The organism is Amycolatopsis albispora (genome assembly GCF_003312875.1).
Taxonomy (GTDB): domain Bacteria; phylum Actinomycetota; class Actinomycetes; order Mycobacteriales; family Pseudonocardiaceae; genus Amycolatopsis; species Amycolatopsis albispora.
In genome coordinates, this window is sequence record NZ_CP015163.1 from 1,650,822 (window position 1) to 1,667,111 (window position 16,290).

Here is a 16,290-nt window from a genome sequence, read left to right on the forward strand (position 1 = left end):
GTGCGGCCGGACCGCTTCGCCGCGGTGGACCTCGCCGCCGACGGGAGTGCGGAAGAGATCGTGTCCGCGGTGCGGTCCGGCGAGCCGGAGGTGGCCGTGCGGGCGGGCGTGCTGCGCGTGCCGCGACTGGCCGCGCTCACCGCGTCCGCCGAATTCCCTGAACTTTCCCCGGCCGGGGCAGCGGTGGTGATCGGATCCGCCGACGGCACGGCCGGTGTGCTGGCCGCGCATCTCGATGCCGCGCTCGTGGACGCGGACGGCGAACTGACGCAGCCGCGTCCCCCGGATCTGGTGGTCCACGCGGTCGACGTGACGGACGACGAGTCGTTCGCGTTGGCGGTGGAGAGTGCGCGGCGGGCGCACGAACTGGCCGGCGATTCGGTGCCGCTCGTGCTGGTTTCCTCGGCGGGCGCCGCGCTCGGCATCGACGGTCATCCCGGCCGGGCGGCGGCCGCGGCCTTTCTCGACGCGCTCGCGGCGCGGCGGGCCGCCGACGGCCGATCGGGTTTCTCGCTGAGCTGGGGCTCGCGCGACGAGGACGACACCCCGACCGGACTGGGCAGGTTGTCCGCCGAACAGCTCCCCGCCTTGTTCGACGCCGCGCGCGGGGTGCGTGGGAGTCAGGTGCTGGCCGCGCGCCTGGACCTCGACACGTTGCGCGACCAGCTCGGCGCCGCGCCGAAGTGGGTTGCGCTGCGGCGCCTGCTGGACCAGAGCACCGGCACTTCGGGCCCGGAGGCCGCCTCGCTGCTCAGAAACCGGCTCACCGCACTGGCGCCCGCCGACCAGGACCGGTTGCTGCTCGACCTGGTGCGCGCGGAGGCCGGTGCGGTGGTCGGTGGCACCGGTTTCCCGGCCGAGCGCGCGTTCAAGGAACTCGGCTTCGACTCACGCGGGGCCGTCGCCTTGCGGGGCAGGCTCGTCGCCGCCACCGGCGTCGCGCTGCCTGCCACCGTCGTCTTCGATCACCCCACCCCGGCCGCGCTCGCCGCCCGCCTGCGTGAGGAACTGCTCGGCGAGGCGGAGACGGAGGCGGCATCGGTGCCCGCGCCGACCGCGGAAGCCGACGAGCCGATCGCGATCGTCGGCATGGGTTGCCGCCTGCCCGGCGGGGTGAGCTCGCCCGCCGACCTGTGGCGGCTGGTCGCCGAACGCACCGATGCCGTTTCCGGCTTTCCCGATGACCGCGGCTGGGACCTCGTCGGGCTCGCCGACCCGGCGAGTGCCGACTTCTCCGCCGTGCGAGAGGGCGGTTTCCTCTACGACGCGGGTGAATTCGACGCCGAGTTCTTCGGCATCTCACCGCGTGAGGCGCTGGCGATGGACCCGCAGCAGCGGCTGCTGCTGGAGGTCGCGTGGGAAACCCTGGAGCGGGCCGGTCTCGACCCGCTGTCGCTGCGGGGCACCGCGACGGGTGTGTTCGCCGGCGCGATGTTCCACGACTACGGCAGTGGCGCGGGCGCGCTGCCGGACGAGGTCAAGGGCTACCTGTCCACCGGTGGCGCCGGAAGCGTGGTCTCCGGCCGGGTGGCGTACACGCTCGGCCTGGAGGGGCCGGCGGTCACCGTCGACACCGCGTGCTCCTCTTCGCTGGTCGCGCTGCACCTGGCGGCGCAGGCGCTGCGGGCCGGGGAATGCGAGCTGGCGCTGGCGGGCGGGGTCGCGGTGATGGCCACCCCCGAGGTGTTCGCCGAGTTCACCCGGCAGCGCGGCCTCGCCGCCGACGGCCGGTGCAAGTCCTTCGCCGCGGCCGCGGACGGCACCGGCTGGAGCGAGGGCGCCGGGCTGGTCCTGCTGGAACGGCTGTCCGACGCCCGCCGGAACGGGCACCGCGTGCTGGCCGTGGTGCGTGGCTCGGCGGTCAACCAGGACGGCGCCAGCAACGGGCTGACCGCGCCGAACGGCCGTTCGCAGCAACGCGTGATCCGGCAGGCGCTGGCGAACGCCGGTCTGTCCACTGTGGATGTCGATGCGGTGGAGGCCCACGGCACCGGTACCACGCTCGGTGACCCGATCGAAGCCGAAGCCCTGCTCGCCACCTACGGCCGTGACCGGGCGCCCGGGCAACCGCTGTGGCTGGGCTCGCTGAAGTCCAATCTCGGCCACACCCAGGCGGCGGCCGGGGTGGCCGGGGTGATCAAGACGGTGCTGGCGCTGCGGCACGGGCTGCTCCCGCGCACGCTGCACGTGGACGAGCCGTCCCCGCGGATCGACTGGTCGTCGGGTGCGGTCGAGTTGCTGACCGAGGCGATGCCGTGGCCGGAAACGGGCCGCGCTCGCCGTGCCGGGGTGTCCTCGTTCGGGGTGAGCGGCACCAACGCGCACGTGATCCTCGAAGAGGCGCCTGAACAAGGCACCGCGGAACAGGCCGAGCCGGGGGTCGCGGGCCCGGTGCCGCTCGTCTGGTCGGCCAAGAGCGAGGCCGCGCTGCTGGACCAGGTGCGGCGGCTCCGCGACTTCGCCGAGGCCGAGCCGGAGGTGCCACTGGTCGCGCTCGGCCGGGCGCTGACCGCCCGGTCGCGGTTCGGCCACCGCGCCGTGCTGGTGGCACGCGACCGCGCCGACCTGGCGGCGGCCGAGCGCACGGCGATCCGCGGTGTGGCTGCCGAAGACCCCGGCAAGGTGGTCTTCGTTTTCCCCGGCCAGGGCGCGCAGTGGGCGGGCATGGCGGTCGGCCTGCTCGACTCGTCCGCGGTTTTTTCCGGGCGCATGGCGGAGTGCGAGCGCGCGCTGGCGCCGTTCACCGACTGGTCGCTGACGGCCGTGTTGCGTGGTGAGGCCGGTGCGCCGTCGCTCGACCGGGTCGACGTGGTGCAGCCGGCGTCGTTCGCCGTGATGGTCTCGCTCGCCGAGCTGTGGCGCTCCTACGGTGTCGAACCGGCGGCTGTGGTGGGCCACTCGCAGGGTGAGATCGCCGCCGCCGTGGTGGCCGGTGCGCTTTCGCTGGACGACGGCGCTCGCGTGGTCGCCCTGCGCAGCCAGGCGTTGTCGGAGCTGTCCGGGCGCGGCGGCATGATGTCGGTCGCCCTGCCCGCCGCCGAGGTCGTGGAACGGCTGGCGCGCTGGGGCGAGCGGATTTCGGTCGCCGCGGTGAACGGACCCGCCTCGACCGTGGTGTCCGGTGAGCCGGAGGCACTGGACGAAGCGTTGCGGGCGCTGGAAGCCGAGGACGTGCGCGCCCGCCGCATCCCGGTCGACTACGCCTCCCATTCGGCACAGGTCGAGAGCATCCGTGACCGGCTCGCCGAACTGCTCGCCCCGGTGCGCCCGCGGGCCACCACCGTGCCGTTCTACTCCACTGTGGACGATGCATGGGCGGACGACCTCGGCGGTACGTACTGGTACCGGAACCTGCGGCAAACCGTCCACTTCGGACAGGCCACGCGGGCCCTGCTCGGCGCGGGGCACGGGGTCTTCCTCGAAGTCAGCCCGCACCCGGTGCTGTCGATGGCGATCCAGGAAACCGCGGACGAGGTGGGCCGGGACGCCGTTGTGGTCGGCTCGCTGCGCCGCGACGAGGGCGGGCTCGACCGGTTCCTGACCTCGGTGGCCGAAGCACACGTGCGCGGCGTGCCGGTGGACTGGACGGCGGCGCTCGGTGAGGGCGGCCCGCCGGTGGACCTGCCGACGTACGCCTTCCAGCGCAAGCGGTACTGGCTGGAGAGCGGTCGTGCGGCCGGGGACGCGGGCGAATTCGGCCTCGCGCGTGGCGACCACCCGCAGCTGACGGCGGTGCTGCGGCTCGCCGGTACCGGCAGCACCGTGCTGACCGGCGTGCTCTCGCCGCGTACGCAACCGTGGCTCACCGACCACGCGCTCCTGGGCACGGCGTGCCTGCCCGCCGCCGGAATCGCCGAACTGGCCCTGCGAGCCGCCGACGAGACGGGCGGGGGACAGGTCGCCGAACTCACCCTCGAAGCACCACTGGTCCTGCCTGAGCGAGGTGACGTCCGGCTGCAGGTGGTCGTGGCGGCGCCGGACGAGTCGGGGCAGCGCGCGCTGAGCGTGCACTCGCGCCCGGCGGAGTCCGATGACGAAGCCTGGACGCGGCATGCGACCGGCACACTGACTGCGGCGGTAGGAACGGCGGGGGAGCCGGTGGCCCGGCCGTCCGGCGCGGTGCGGATCGAGCTCGGCCACGCCTACAAACGCCTTTCCGAGGCGGGCCTTTCCTACGGGCCGGAGTTCCAGGCACTGCGGGCGGCCGCGACAGCGGACGGCGAGGTCTACGCCGAGGTACGCCTGCCGGGTGAGGCCGCGGGCTTCGGCGTGCACCCGGTGCTCCTCGATGCCGCCCTGCACGCCCTGCAACTCGACGCGCCTCGCGTTCCGGTCTCCTGGCAAGGACTCACGCTGCACGCAACGGGCGCGACCGCGGTCCGCGCGCGCTTCACCGCCATCGGCCCGGACACCTACCGGCTGCGGATGGACGACGAAGCCGGGCAGCCGGTGGTGGCCGCCGACGCGGTGGTGCTCGGCCCGCTCCCGGCCCGCCAGCTGGCCGCCGCCCGCCGTGGCTCCGGTGATCTGTACACAGTGGACTGGCAGGCCGTCGCCGCGCCGCGGGGCGGCGACACGTCCGGCTGGGCCGTGCTGGGCGATGGCTCACCGCTGCCGGGCATCGACACCGTCGCCGACCTGGCCGCGGCACGTGAGAACGTGCCGGAAGTCCTGCTCGTGCCGGGTGCGCCGCGAACCGCGCTGGATGCGGGTGAGGTGCACGAGACCACTCGGACAACGCTGGCGTTGCTGCAGTCCTGGCTTGCCGAACAGCGGTTCGCCGATTCGAAGCTGGTGTTCGTCACCGGCGACGCCGCCGTGTGGGGCCTCGTCCGTTCCGCGCAGACCGAGCATCCCGGCCGATTCGTCCTGGTGGACCTCGACGAAGGCGACGCGGACCTGCTCCCGGCCGCCATCGCCTCGGGTGAACCCCAGCTCGCGATCCGCGCCGGTGCCGTCGAAGTGCCCCGGCTCGCGCGGGCCACGGCCGCCGGTGAGTCCCCGGCGCTGGACCCGGACGGCACCGTGCTGATCACCGGTGCCACCGGTGCGCTGGGCAGCATGGTCGCCCGCCACCTGGTCACCGCCCACGGGGTTCGCCACCTCCTGCTGCTCAGCCGTCGCGGCGAAGCGGCCCCGGGCGCGGCGGACCTGATGGCCGAGCTGACCGAACTCGGCGCGACCGCGGCGCTGCACGCCGTGGATGCGGCGGACCGGGCGGCGCTCGCCCGCGTGCTGGGCGAGGTCCCGGCCGCGCACCCGCTGACCGCCGTGGTGCACGCGGCCGGTGCGCTGGCCGACGGCACCATCGAAAACCTGCGGCCGGAGCAGCTCGGGACGGCATTGCGGCCCAAGGTGGACGCCGCGCTGAACCTGCACGAGCTGACCTCGGACCTGGCCGCCTTTGTGCTGTTCTCCTCGATCGCGGGCACCTTCGGCAGCCCCGGCCAGGGCAACTACGCCGCCGCGAACGCCTGGGTGGACGCGCTGGCCCGGCACCGCCACGCCGAAGGGCTCCCGGCGGTGGCGCTGCCGTGGGGGCTGTGGGCCGAGCAGAGCGGGATGACCGGGCACCTGGCCGACACCGACCGCGCGCGCCTGGCCCGTGACGGCTTCATCGCGCTGTCCTCGGACGAGGGCCTGGCCCTGTTCGACGCCGCCCTCCGCAGCGGTGACCCGGTGCCGGTGCCCGTGCGGTTGAACGTGGCGGCGCTGCGGGCACGTGCCGAGCAGGTGCCCGCGGTCCTGCGTGGCCTCGCCGGTGCCCCCGCCCGGCGGACCGCCGCCGAACCCGAGCATTCGCTGCGTGCCCGCCTGGCCGGGCTGACCCGCTCCGAGCAGGAGCACGCGTTGCTGGACCTGGTCTGCGACCGCGCCGCGGCCGTGCTGGGTCACGAGTCGGCGGCGGCCGTGGCCGCCAGCCGGGCGTTCAAGGACCAGGGCTTCGACTCGCTGACCGCCGTGGAACTGCGCAACCGGCTGCACGAGGCGACCGCGGTCCGCCTGCCCACGACCGTCGTGTTCGACCACCCGACGCCGGAAGCACTGGCCCGCCACCTTCACGGGGAACTGCTCGGTGCCACCGCGGCCGCTCCGGTGGTGGCCGCTCCGGCCGCCGACGAGCCGATCGCGATCGTCGGCATGAGCTGCCGGTTCCCGGGCGGGGTGCGCTCCCCGGAGGACCTGTGGGAGCTGCTCGCCGCCGGCGGTGACGCCATTTCGGAATTCCCCGCCGACCGCGGCTGGGACCTCGATGCCCTCTTCGATCCGGACCCGGACCGGCCGGGCAAGAGCTACGTGCGCGAAGGCGGGTTCCTGCACGATGCGCCGTTCTTCGACGCGGCCCTGTTCGGTGTCTCACCGCGTGAGGCGCTGGCGATGGATCCGCAGCAGCGGCTGCTGCTGGAGATCACCTGGGAACTGTTCGAGCGCGCCGGGATCGACCCGGCTTCGTTGCGGGGCAGCAAAACCGGGGTTTTCGCCGGGACGAACGGCCAGGACTACACCCCGCTGCTGGCGGACACCGAGGACGGCGGCGAGGGTTACCTGATCACCGGCGGCGCGGGGAGCGTGCTGTCCGGGCGCGTCGCCTACACCTTCGGCCTCGAAGGCCCCGCGGTCACCGTGGACACCGCGTGCTCGTCGTCCCTGGTCGCGCTGCACCTGGCCGGGCAGGCCCTGCGCCAGGGCGAATGCTCCCTGGCCGTGGCCGGTGGGGTGACGGTGATGTCGTCACCCGCGGCCTTTGTCGAGTTCAGCAAGCAGCGCGGGCTGGCCCCGGACGGGCGCTGCCGTGCCTTCTCCGCGGACGCGGACGGCACCGGCTGGGGTGAGGGCGCGGGTGTGCTGCTGCTGGAACGCCTTTCGGACGCACGGCGCAACGGTCACCGTGTGCTGGCGGTGGTGCGGGGGAGCGCGATCAACCAGGACGGCGCCAGCAACGGGCTGACCGCGCCGAACGGGCCGTCGCAGCAGCGGGTGATCCAGCAGGCGCTGGCGAGCGCGGGTCTGTCCACTGTGGATGTCGATGCGGTGGAGGCACATGGAACGGGCACCAAGCTCGGCGACCCGATCGAGGCGGAGGCGCTGCTGGCGACGTACGGGCAGGGGCGCGAGCGTCCGTTGTGGCTGGGTTCGGTGAAGTCGAACCTCGGGCACACGCAGGCCGCCGCCGGGGTGGCCGGCGTGATCAAGGTGGTGCAGTCGATGGTGGCGGGCACGCTGCCAAAGACCCTGCACGCCGAGCAGCCGACCCCGCACGTCGACTGGGCCGCCGGGGCGGTGCGCCTGCTCGGCGAGGCGACCCCGTGGCCGGAAACCGGGGCGCCGCGCCGGGCCGCGGTGTCCTCGTTCGGCATCAGCGGCACCAACGCGCACGTGGTCCTCGAACAGGGCCCACCCGAGCCGGACGCCGCTCCGCAGGAGGCCGCCCGCTCACTCCCGGTGGTGCCGTGGGTGGTCTCCGCGGAGACCGAACCGGCGTTGCATGCCCAGCTCGCCAGCCTTCGCGCGTTGCCGGATTCGGTGGACGTGGCGTATTCGCTGGCGACCACCCGCGCGGCGCTGCGGCACCGGGCGGTGCTGGTGAACGGTGCCGTGATCGCCGAGGGCGTCGCCGAGCGCGGCAAGCTCGCGTTGCTCTTCGGCGGTCAGGGTTCGCAGCGGTGTGGGATGGGTCGTGAGCTGGCGGCGGAGTTTCCGGTGTTCGCGGAGGCTTTTGCCGAGGTGTGTGCGGGTTTTGAGGAGTCGGTTGCCGAGGTGGTGTTGGGTTCGGATGAGGGGTTGTTGAGTCGGACGCGGTATGCGCAGGCGGGGTTGTTCGCGCTTGAGGTGGCGTTGTTCCGGTTGGTGTCGAGTTGGGGTGTGCGGCCGGATTATTTGCTGGGGCATTCGATTGGTGAGGTTTCGGCGGCTTATGTGGCCGGGGTGTTTTCGCTGGAGGACGCCTGTCGTCTGGTCGACGCTCGTGGCCGCTTGATGCAGGAACTGCCCGCCGGTGGAGCCATGATGACGATCGAGGCTGCGGAAGCCGAAGTGCTGCGCTCCCTTGCCGACCATGGCGGCCGGGCCGCCGTCGCGGCGATCAACGGTCCAATGTCGACAGTGCTCTCCGGCGACGAGGACACGGTAGCCCAGATTGCCGCGCTGTGGCGGGAACGCGGTCGCCGCACCAAGCGACTCCGCGTGAGCCACGCGTTCCATTCCCCCTTGATGGAACCGATGCTGGCCGAGTTCCGCCGGGTCGCCGAAGGGATCGAGTACGCGCCGCCGCGCATCCCGGTGGTGTCGAACCTGACCGGTGAAGTCGCAACGGACCTCAACGACCCGGAGCACTGGGTCACCCACGTCCGGGAAGCCGTGCGGTTCGCCGACGGGGTCCGCTTCCTGCGTGACCAGGGGGTGACGGCGTTCCTCGAACTGGGCGCCGACGGAACCCTGTCCGGCATGGCGGGCGACTGCCTGGCCGAATCGACCGGCACGGAAAGCCTGAGCGTGGTGCCGGTCCTGCGCCGCGACCAGCCCGAGTCGCACGCCGCGACGACGGCGTTGGCGCGCCTGTACGTCCACGGGGTCTCGCTGGACTGGGAATCGGTGTTCGCCGGAACCGGCGCCCGGCGGGTCGAGCTGCCCACCTACGCCTTCGACCGGCAGCGGTTCTGGCCGGTCGGATCCACTGTGGACATTACGGAGAACTGGCGGTACCAGGTCACCTGGCGGCCGTGCCCCACCGGAACCTCGAAGGACCTGACCGGCACGTGGCTGGTCGCCGTGCCTGCGACGCACACCGGCAACGAGCTGGTGACGAGCGTGGTGCACGCGCTGACCCAGCACGGCGCGCGGCCGGTTCAGCTCCCGCTCACCGACGCGGACCTCGATCGCGCGGTACTCGCCGAACGCCTCGGCGCCGAGCAGCCGAGCGGGGTGCTGTCCCTGTCCGCCGGGCTCGGCCTCACGGTCAGCCTGGTGCAGGCGCTCGGGGACGCCGGGATCGACGCGCCGCTGTGGTGCGCGACCACGGACGCCGCCGACCCGGACCAGGCGCGGCTCTGGGGACTCGGCCGGGTCGTCGGCCTGGAACACCCGGATCGCTGGGGCGGGCTGATCGACCTGCCGGAGCCCGTCGGCGAGCAGGCGGCGGAGCTGCTGTGCGCGGCGCTGTCCGGTTCGACCGGCGAAAACGAACTGCGGGTGCGTGAGTCCGGCCTGTTCGCCCGTCGCCTGGTGCGTGCGCCGCGGCCGGTGGTCAAGCGCCGCTGGAAGCCGCAGGGCACCGTGCTGGTCACCGGCGGCACCGGCGCGCTGGGTGCCGAGGTGGCACGCTGGCTGGCCGGTGCGGGCTGCGCGCACGTGGTGCTCGCGAGCCGCCGGGGTCCGCAGGCACCCGGCGCGGCCGAGCTGGCCGCCGAACTCACCGCCCTCGGCACCCGCGTCAGCATCGAGGCCTGCGACTTCGCCGACCGCGCGGACGCCGCGCGCCTGCTCGCCGAACACCCGCCGACGGCCGTGGTGCACACGGCGGGTGTGCTCGACGACTGCCTGGTGGACTCGCTGACACCCGAGCGGTTCGACGAGGTCCTGCGCAGCAAGGCCGAGGCCGCACGCAACCTCCACGAACTCACCGCCGACCTGTCCGCGTTCGTGCTGTTCAGCTCGCTGGCGGGCGTGCTCGGCAACGCGGGCCAGGGCAACTACGCGGCAGCCAACGCGTATCTCGACGCACTGGCCGAGCAACGGCGTTCCCTCGGTCTTCCGGCGACTTCGGTGGCCTGGGGCCCGTGGGCGGAGGCGGGCATGGCCACCGGGCACGCGGCCGCGACGCGGGTGAGCCGGAGCGGCGCCCGCCCGATGGCACCCGCGTCCGCGATCCACGCGCTGCAGCAGGCGCTCGACGCCGACGACACCTGCGTGACGGTCGCCGACGTCGATTGGTCGCGGTCCGCGCCGACGCGTGTCCTCACCGAACTCACCGCGGCGGCCCCGGCGCCCACGCCGGCGGTGGCCGAACTGCCCGCCGCCGAACGCGGGCACGCCCTGCTGGAACTGGTGCGCACGCACGTCGCCGCCGTGCTCGGGCACGCCACCACCGACGCCATCGGGCCACGGCGGAGCTTCAAGGAACTGGGCTTCGACTCCCTGACCGCGGTCGAACTCCGCAACCAGCTCAGCGCCGCCACCGGGCTGCGCCTGAAGGCGGGCGCGGTCTTCGACTACCCGACCCCGGAGGCACTGGCCGAGCACCTCGGCACGGAGTTGTCCGGCGTGCCGCAGGCCACCGCCGAAGCGGCGCCTGCCGCGGCCGACGAGCCGCTGGCCATCGTCGGCATGGCCTGCCGGTTCCCCGGTGGCGTGCAGACCCCGGAGGACCTGTGGCGCCTGCTCTCCGACGGCGCCGACGGGATCACCGCTTTCCCGGCGGACCGCGGCTGGGACGTCGACAACCTCTACGACCCCGACCCGGACCGGCCGGGCAAGAGCTACGTGCGCGAGGGCGGCTTCCTGGCCGACGCGGCGGGCTTCGACCCGGAGTTCTTCGGCATCTCACCGCGTGAGGCGCTGGCGATGGACCCCCAGCAACGGCTGCTGCTGGAGACCTCTTGGGAGGCGTTCGAGCGCGCCGGGATCGACCCGGTTTCGCTGCGCGGCAGCAAAACCGGTGTGTTCGCCGGAACCAACGGCCAGGACTACGCCACCCGGCTGACCACGGTGCCCGACGAGCTGGAAGGCCATCTCGGCACCGGCAACTCGGCCAGCGTGCTGTCCGGTCGCGTGGCCTACGCGCTCGGCCTGGAGGGCCCGGCGGTCACCGTGGACACCGCGTGCTCGTCGTCGCTGGTCGCCTTGCACTGGGCCGGTCAGGCGCTGCGCTCTGGCGAATGCTCGCTGGCGCTGGCGGGCGGGGTGACGGTGATGTCCACACCGGACACCTTCGTCGCGTTCAGCCGCCAGCGCGGCTTGGCCGCCGACGGTCGCTGCAAGCCCTTCGCCGCCGCCGCGGACGGCACCGGCTGGGGTGAGGGCGCGGGTGTGCTGCTGCTCGAACGCCTTTCCGACGCGCGGCGCAACGGTCATCGCGTGCTGGCGGTGGTGCGGGGGAGCGCGATCAATCAGGACGGTGCGAGCAACGGGCTGACCGCGCCGAACGGGCCGTCGCAGCAGCGGGTGATCCAGCAGGCGCTGGCGAGCGCCGGTTTGTCCACTGTGGATGTCGATGCGGTGGAAGCACACGGGACGGGGACGCGGCTGGGTGATCCGATCGAGGCGGAGGCGCTGCTGGCGACGTACGGGCAGGGTCGCGAGCGTCCGTTGTGGCTGGGGTCGGTGAAGTCGAACCTGGGGCACACGCAGGCCGCCGCCGGGGTCGCCGGAGTGCTGAAGATGGTGCTGGCGATGCGGCACGGCCTGCTGCCCAGGACGTTGCACGTGGACGAGCCGACCCCGTACGTGGACTGGTCCGGTGGCGCGGTGTCGCTGCTGACCGAGCCGGTGCCGTGGCAGGCGGGGGACCGGCCGCTGCGTGCGGGCGTTTCCTCGTTCGGGATCAGCGGCACCAACGCACACGTCATCCTCGAACAGGCGCCACCGGTGGAGGCCGAGCCGGCTCCGGACGAGCCGCGGACGCTGCCGTTCCTGTTGTCGGCCAGCAACGAACCCGGCCTGCGTGCGCAGGCGGGCCAGTTGCTCGGGCACCTCGAGGCACATCCGGAACTTCCGCCCGCCGACGTCGCGCTGACGCTCGCGACCTCGCGTGCCTCGCTCGCGCACCGCGCCGGGCTGATCGCCGGGAGCCGGGACGACCTCGTGCGGGACCTCGGTGCGTTCGCCAGGGGCGAGTCGCCGCTGGGCTCGGTTCGCGGTGTGGCCGGAAGTGGTGGCCTGGCCTTCCTTTTTGGCGGTCAGGGTTCGCAGCGGTGCGGGATGGGTCGTGAGCTGGCGGCGGAGTTTCCGGTGTTCGCGGAGGCTTTTGCCGAGGTGTGTGCGGGTTTTGAGGAGACGGTTGCCGAGGTGGTGTTGGGTTCGGATGAGGAGTTGTTGAGTCAGACGCGGTATGCGCAGGCGGGGTTGTTCGCGCTTGAGGTGGCGTTGTTCCGGTTGGTGTCGAGTTGGGGTGTGCGGCCGGATTATTTGCTGGGGCATTCGATTGGTGAAGTGTCGGCGGCTTATGTGGCCGGGGTGTTTTCGTTGGAGGATGCCTGCCGTCTGGTTGACGCTCGTGGCCGCTTGATGCAGGAACTGCCCGCCGGCGGCGCGATGATCGCCGTGCGGGCCACCGAGGACGAGGTGCTCGCCGTGCTGCCCGACGACGTCGCGATCGCCGCGGTCAACGGGCCCGACTCCGTTGTGCTGTCCGGAGTGGACAAAGCCGTCACCGCGTTCGCCGAGCACTGGGCCCGTGAAGGGCGCAAGACCAAGCGCCTGCGGGTGAGCCACGCCTTCCACTCGCCCCTGATGGAGCCCATGCTGGCCGAATTCCGGCGGGTGGCCGAGCAACTCCAGTTCTCCGCGCCGGAGATTCCGATCGTCTCGGATGTGACCGGTGACCTCGCCGACCCGGAGCAGTTGTGCTCGCCGGACTACTGGGTCGAGCACGTCCGCCGGACCGTGCGGTTCGCCGACGGCGTCACCGCGCTGACCGGCCGCGGCGTGACCACCTTCCTCGAACTGGGCGCGGACGGCGCGTTGTCCGGCATGGCCCAGGACTGCGCGGACGGGGTGGCGACCGTGCCCGCGCTGCGCCCCCGCCGCCCGGAAGCGCAGGCGGTGATGACGGCGCTGGCCACCCTGCACGTCCAGGGCGTCGAGATCGACTGGACACCGGTGTTCCCCGGTGCCCAGCGGGCGGACCTGCCCACCTATGCCTTCCAGCGCGGCCGGTACTGGCTCGACGCCACGGCTTCGGCCGGGGGAGCGGCACACCCGTTCTTCAGCTCGGCGGTCGTGCGCGCGGACGGCGACGGAGCCCTGCTCACCGGAACCCTCTCGCTGGCCGCGCAGCCCTGGCTCGCCGACCACGAGGTGATGGGCACCGTGGTGCTGCCGGGTACCGCCTATGTGGAGATGGCCATTCGCGGCGGTGACGCAATCGGCTGCGGTCATCTGGAATCGCTGACCCTGGAAACCCCGTTGGCCCTGCCCGCGCAGGGCGGCGCCGAGGTGCAGCTGGCCATCGGGGGTGCCGACAACACCGGCAGGCACCAGCTGACCGTGCACGCCCGGCCCACCGGCGGCGACGAATGGACCTGCCACGCCCGCGGTGTCCTGACGCGTGCGGAGCCGGTGGTGCCCGCGTCACCGGCGGTGTGGCCGCCGGAAGGCGCCGAGCGCGCGGACGTCAGCGGCTTCTACGAGCAGCTGGCCGAGCAGGGCTACGGCTACGGCCCGGCCTTCCGCGGCCTGCGGGCGGTCTGGCGCCGGGGCGACGAGCTGTTCGCTGAGGTGGCCCTGCCGCCGGAGCAGGCCGCGGCGACGAGCCAGTTCGGCCTGCACCCGGCCCTGCTGGACGCCGCGTTGCACGCCAACCGGCTCGCGGCCGACGCCCGGGCCCGCGTGCCGTTCTGCTGGGAGGGCGTGACCCTGCACGCCACCGGCGCCACCGAGGTCCGCGTGCAACTGACCACCGGCGCCGACGGTGCCGTCTCGCTCCAGCTCACCGACCAGGCGGGCGAACCGGTGGCCTCGGTGGACAGCCTGGTCTCGCTGCCGGTGACCGAGCAGAGGCCGGCGGGGCAGGGCGCGCTGTACCGCGTCGACTGGACCGCCAGGACACTCACCGGTGCCCGCCAGGAGTGGACCGACCACGGTGAAGTGCCTGCCGGCGGGCCCGCGCCGGAAGTGGTGGTGTTCCGGGCGGAGACCCCGCCCGGGGCTTGGCCGTCGGCGGCGCGGGCCGTCACCGGAAGCGTGCTGCGCGTGCTGCAGGAGTGGCTCGCGGACACGCGGTTCAGCGAATCGCGGCTGGTCGTGCTCACCCGGGGCGCGGTCTCCGCGCAGCCGGGGGAGGCCGCCGATCCGGCGACCGCGCCGGTCTGGGGCCTGGTGCGCTCCGCCCAGACCGAGCATCCCGGCCGGTTCACCCTGGTGGACCTCGATGACCACCACACCTCGTGGCAGCCGCTGCATTCGGTGGTGGCGAGCGAGGAACCGCAGCTCGCCATCCGAGCCGGAACCGCCTTCGTGCCGAGGCTGGTGCGGTCGCGGGCTTCGGCGGACGATTCACCGTTCGGCCCGGCGGGCACGGTCCTGGTCACCGGAGCGTCCGGGGTGCTCGGCGGCCTGGTGGCACGCCACCTGGTCACCACGCACGACGTGCGGCGGCTGGTCCTGGTGAGCAGGCGTGGCGCTCCGGCCGACCTGGTGGCGGAGCTGACCGGGCTCGGTGCGTCGGTCACCACCGCCGCGTGTGACGTCGCCGATCGGGACGCCCTCGCCGCTGTGCTCGCCGGCCAGCCGATCACCGGCGTGGTGCACACCGCCGGGGTGGTCGAGGACGCGGTGCTCGAATCGCTCACCCCGGACCACCTCGACCGCGTTTTCCAGGCCAAAGTGGACGGTACGGCGGTGCTGCACGAGCTGACCGCCGACCTGCCGCTCACGGCGTTCGTGGTGTTCTCCTCCGCGGCCACCACGCTCGGTGCGCCCGGGCAGGCGAACTACGCCGCCGCCAACGCCTTCGCCGACGCGCTTGCCGCGCACCGGCGCGCCCGTGGCCTTCCGGCCGTGTCGCTGGCCTGGGGCATGTGGGCCGAACGCAGTGGCATGACCGCGGAGCTGGCCGACGGCGACCTGCGGCGCCTGGCGCGCAACGGCATCGCGCCGCTGTCCACTGAGGACGGGCTGCGCCTGTTCGACACGGCGGTCGCGGCGGGTGACCCCGCACTGGCGCCGATCCGGCTGACCACCAGCGCACTGCGGGAACCGGTCCCGGCGCTGCTGCGTGAGCTGGCACCGGCTCCGGCCCGCCGGGTGGTGAGCCAGGCCGAGACCGCGGACAGCCTGGCACGCCGGATCACCGGGCAGTCACCGGAGGAACGGGAAACCACCGTGCTGGAACTGGTGCGCGCGCAGGTGGCCGAAGTGCTCGGGTTCGCATCGGCGAAGGAGATCGACGACGAGCGCGGCTTCCTCGAAATGGGCTTCGACTCGCTGACCGCGGTCGAGCTGCGCAACCGGCTGAACACCGCGACCGGGCTCCGGCTGTCGTCCACCCTGCTGTTCGACTACCCGACCCCGGCGCTGCTCACCCGGCGCCTGCTGGACGGCCTGGTGACCGAGGACGCCGGCCCGGCCGATCCGCTCGGCGAACTGGACCGCCTCGACGCCGTGTTCGCCGGGTCGGCCCCGGAACTGCGCGCGGAACTGGTGAACCGGATGCGGGAAATGGTCGCGAAATGGCGGTCGGACCAGTCGGCGCAGCCCGCGCGGCGGCTCGATTCGGCCACACCGGACGAACTGTTCGACTTCATCGACAACGATCTCGGGGTGTCCTGAATGACCAATGAGGACAAGCTCGTCGAGTACCTCCGCCGGGTCACCGGCGACCTCCAGGCAACCCGCGAACGCGTGCGTGAGCTGGAGGACCGCGACCGCGAACCCATCGCGATCGTCGGCATGGCCTGCCGGTTCCCCGGCGGCGTCGACTCACCCGAAGCGTTGTGGCGGCTGGTCGAGAACGGCACCGACGCGGTGTCGGAGTTCCCCGGCAACCGTGGCTGGGCGCTGGACGAGCTGTTCGGCGACGACCCCGACCAGCCCGGCACGTCGACCACCCGCGAAGGCGGCTTCCTGCACAACGCGGGCGAATTCGACGCGGCGTTCTTCGGCATCTCCCCGCGTGAAGCGCTGACCATCGACCCGCAGCAGCGGTTGCTCCTGGAGACGTCGTGGGAGGCCTTCGAGCGCGCGGGCATCGACCCGCACACCGCACGCGGCAGCCGGACCGGCGTGTTCGCCGGGGTGATGTACAACGACTACGGCTCACGCCTGCTGAACCGGCCCGGTGGTGCCGCCGAGTTCGAGGGCTATCTCGGGAACGGCAGCGCGGGCAGCATCGCGTCGGGTCGCCTCGCCTACACCCTCGGCCTGGTCGGCCCGGCGGTCACGGTGGACACCGCGTGCTCGTCCTCGCTGGTCGCGCTGCACCTGGCGGCGCAGTCGCTGCGCTCGGGCGAATGCTCGCTCGCGCTGGCCGGTGGGGTCGCGGTGATGTCCACGCCGTCCACCTTCGTCGAGTTCAGCCGCCAGCGCGGGCTGGCGGCCGATGGCCGGTGCAAGCCGTTCGCGGCGGCGGCCGAC

The 16,290-nt window shown here is 73.2% G+C and carries 1 protein-coding gene and 1 pseudogene; both read left to right on the forward strand.

The window, feature by feature from the left end; all coding sequences use genetic code 11:
* Nucleotides 1-15,486 carry a type I polyketide synthase gene (locus A4R43_RS43850; protein WP_236808835.1) on the forward strand — a complete coding sequence of 5,162 codons (15,486 nt, stop codon included), beginning with the start codon at nucleotides 1-3 and terminating at the stop codon, nucleotides 15,484-15,486.
* Nucleotides 15,487-16,287, forward strand: a pseudogene (locus A4R43_RS44895) (beta-ketoacyl synthase N-terminal-like domain-containing protein); the annotation flags it as partial.
* Nucleotides 16,288-16,290 lie beyond the last annotated feature (3 nt).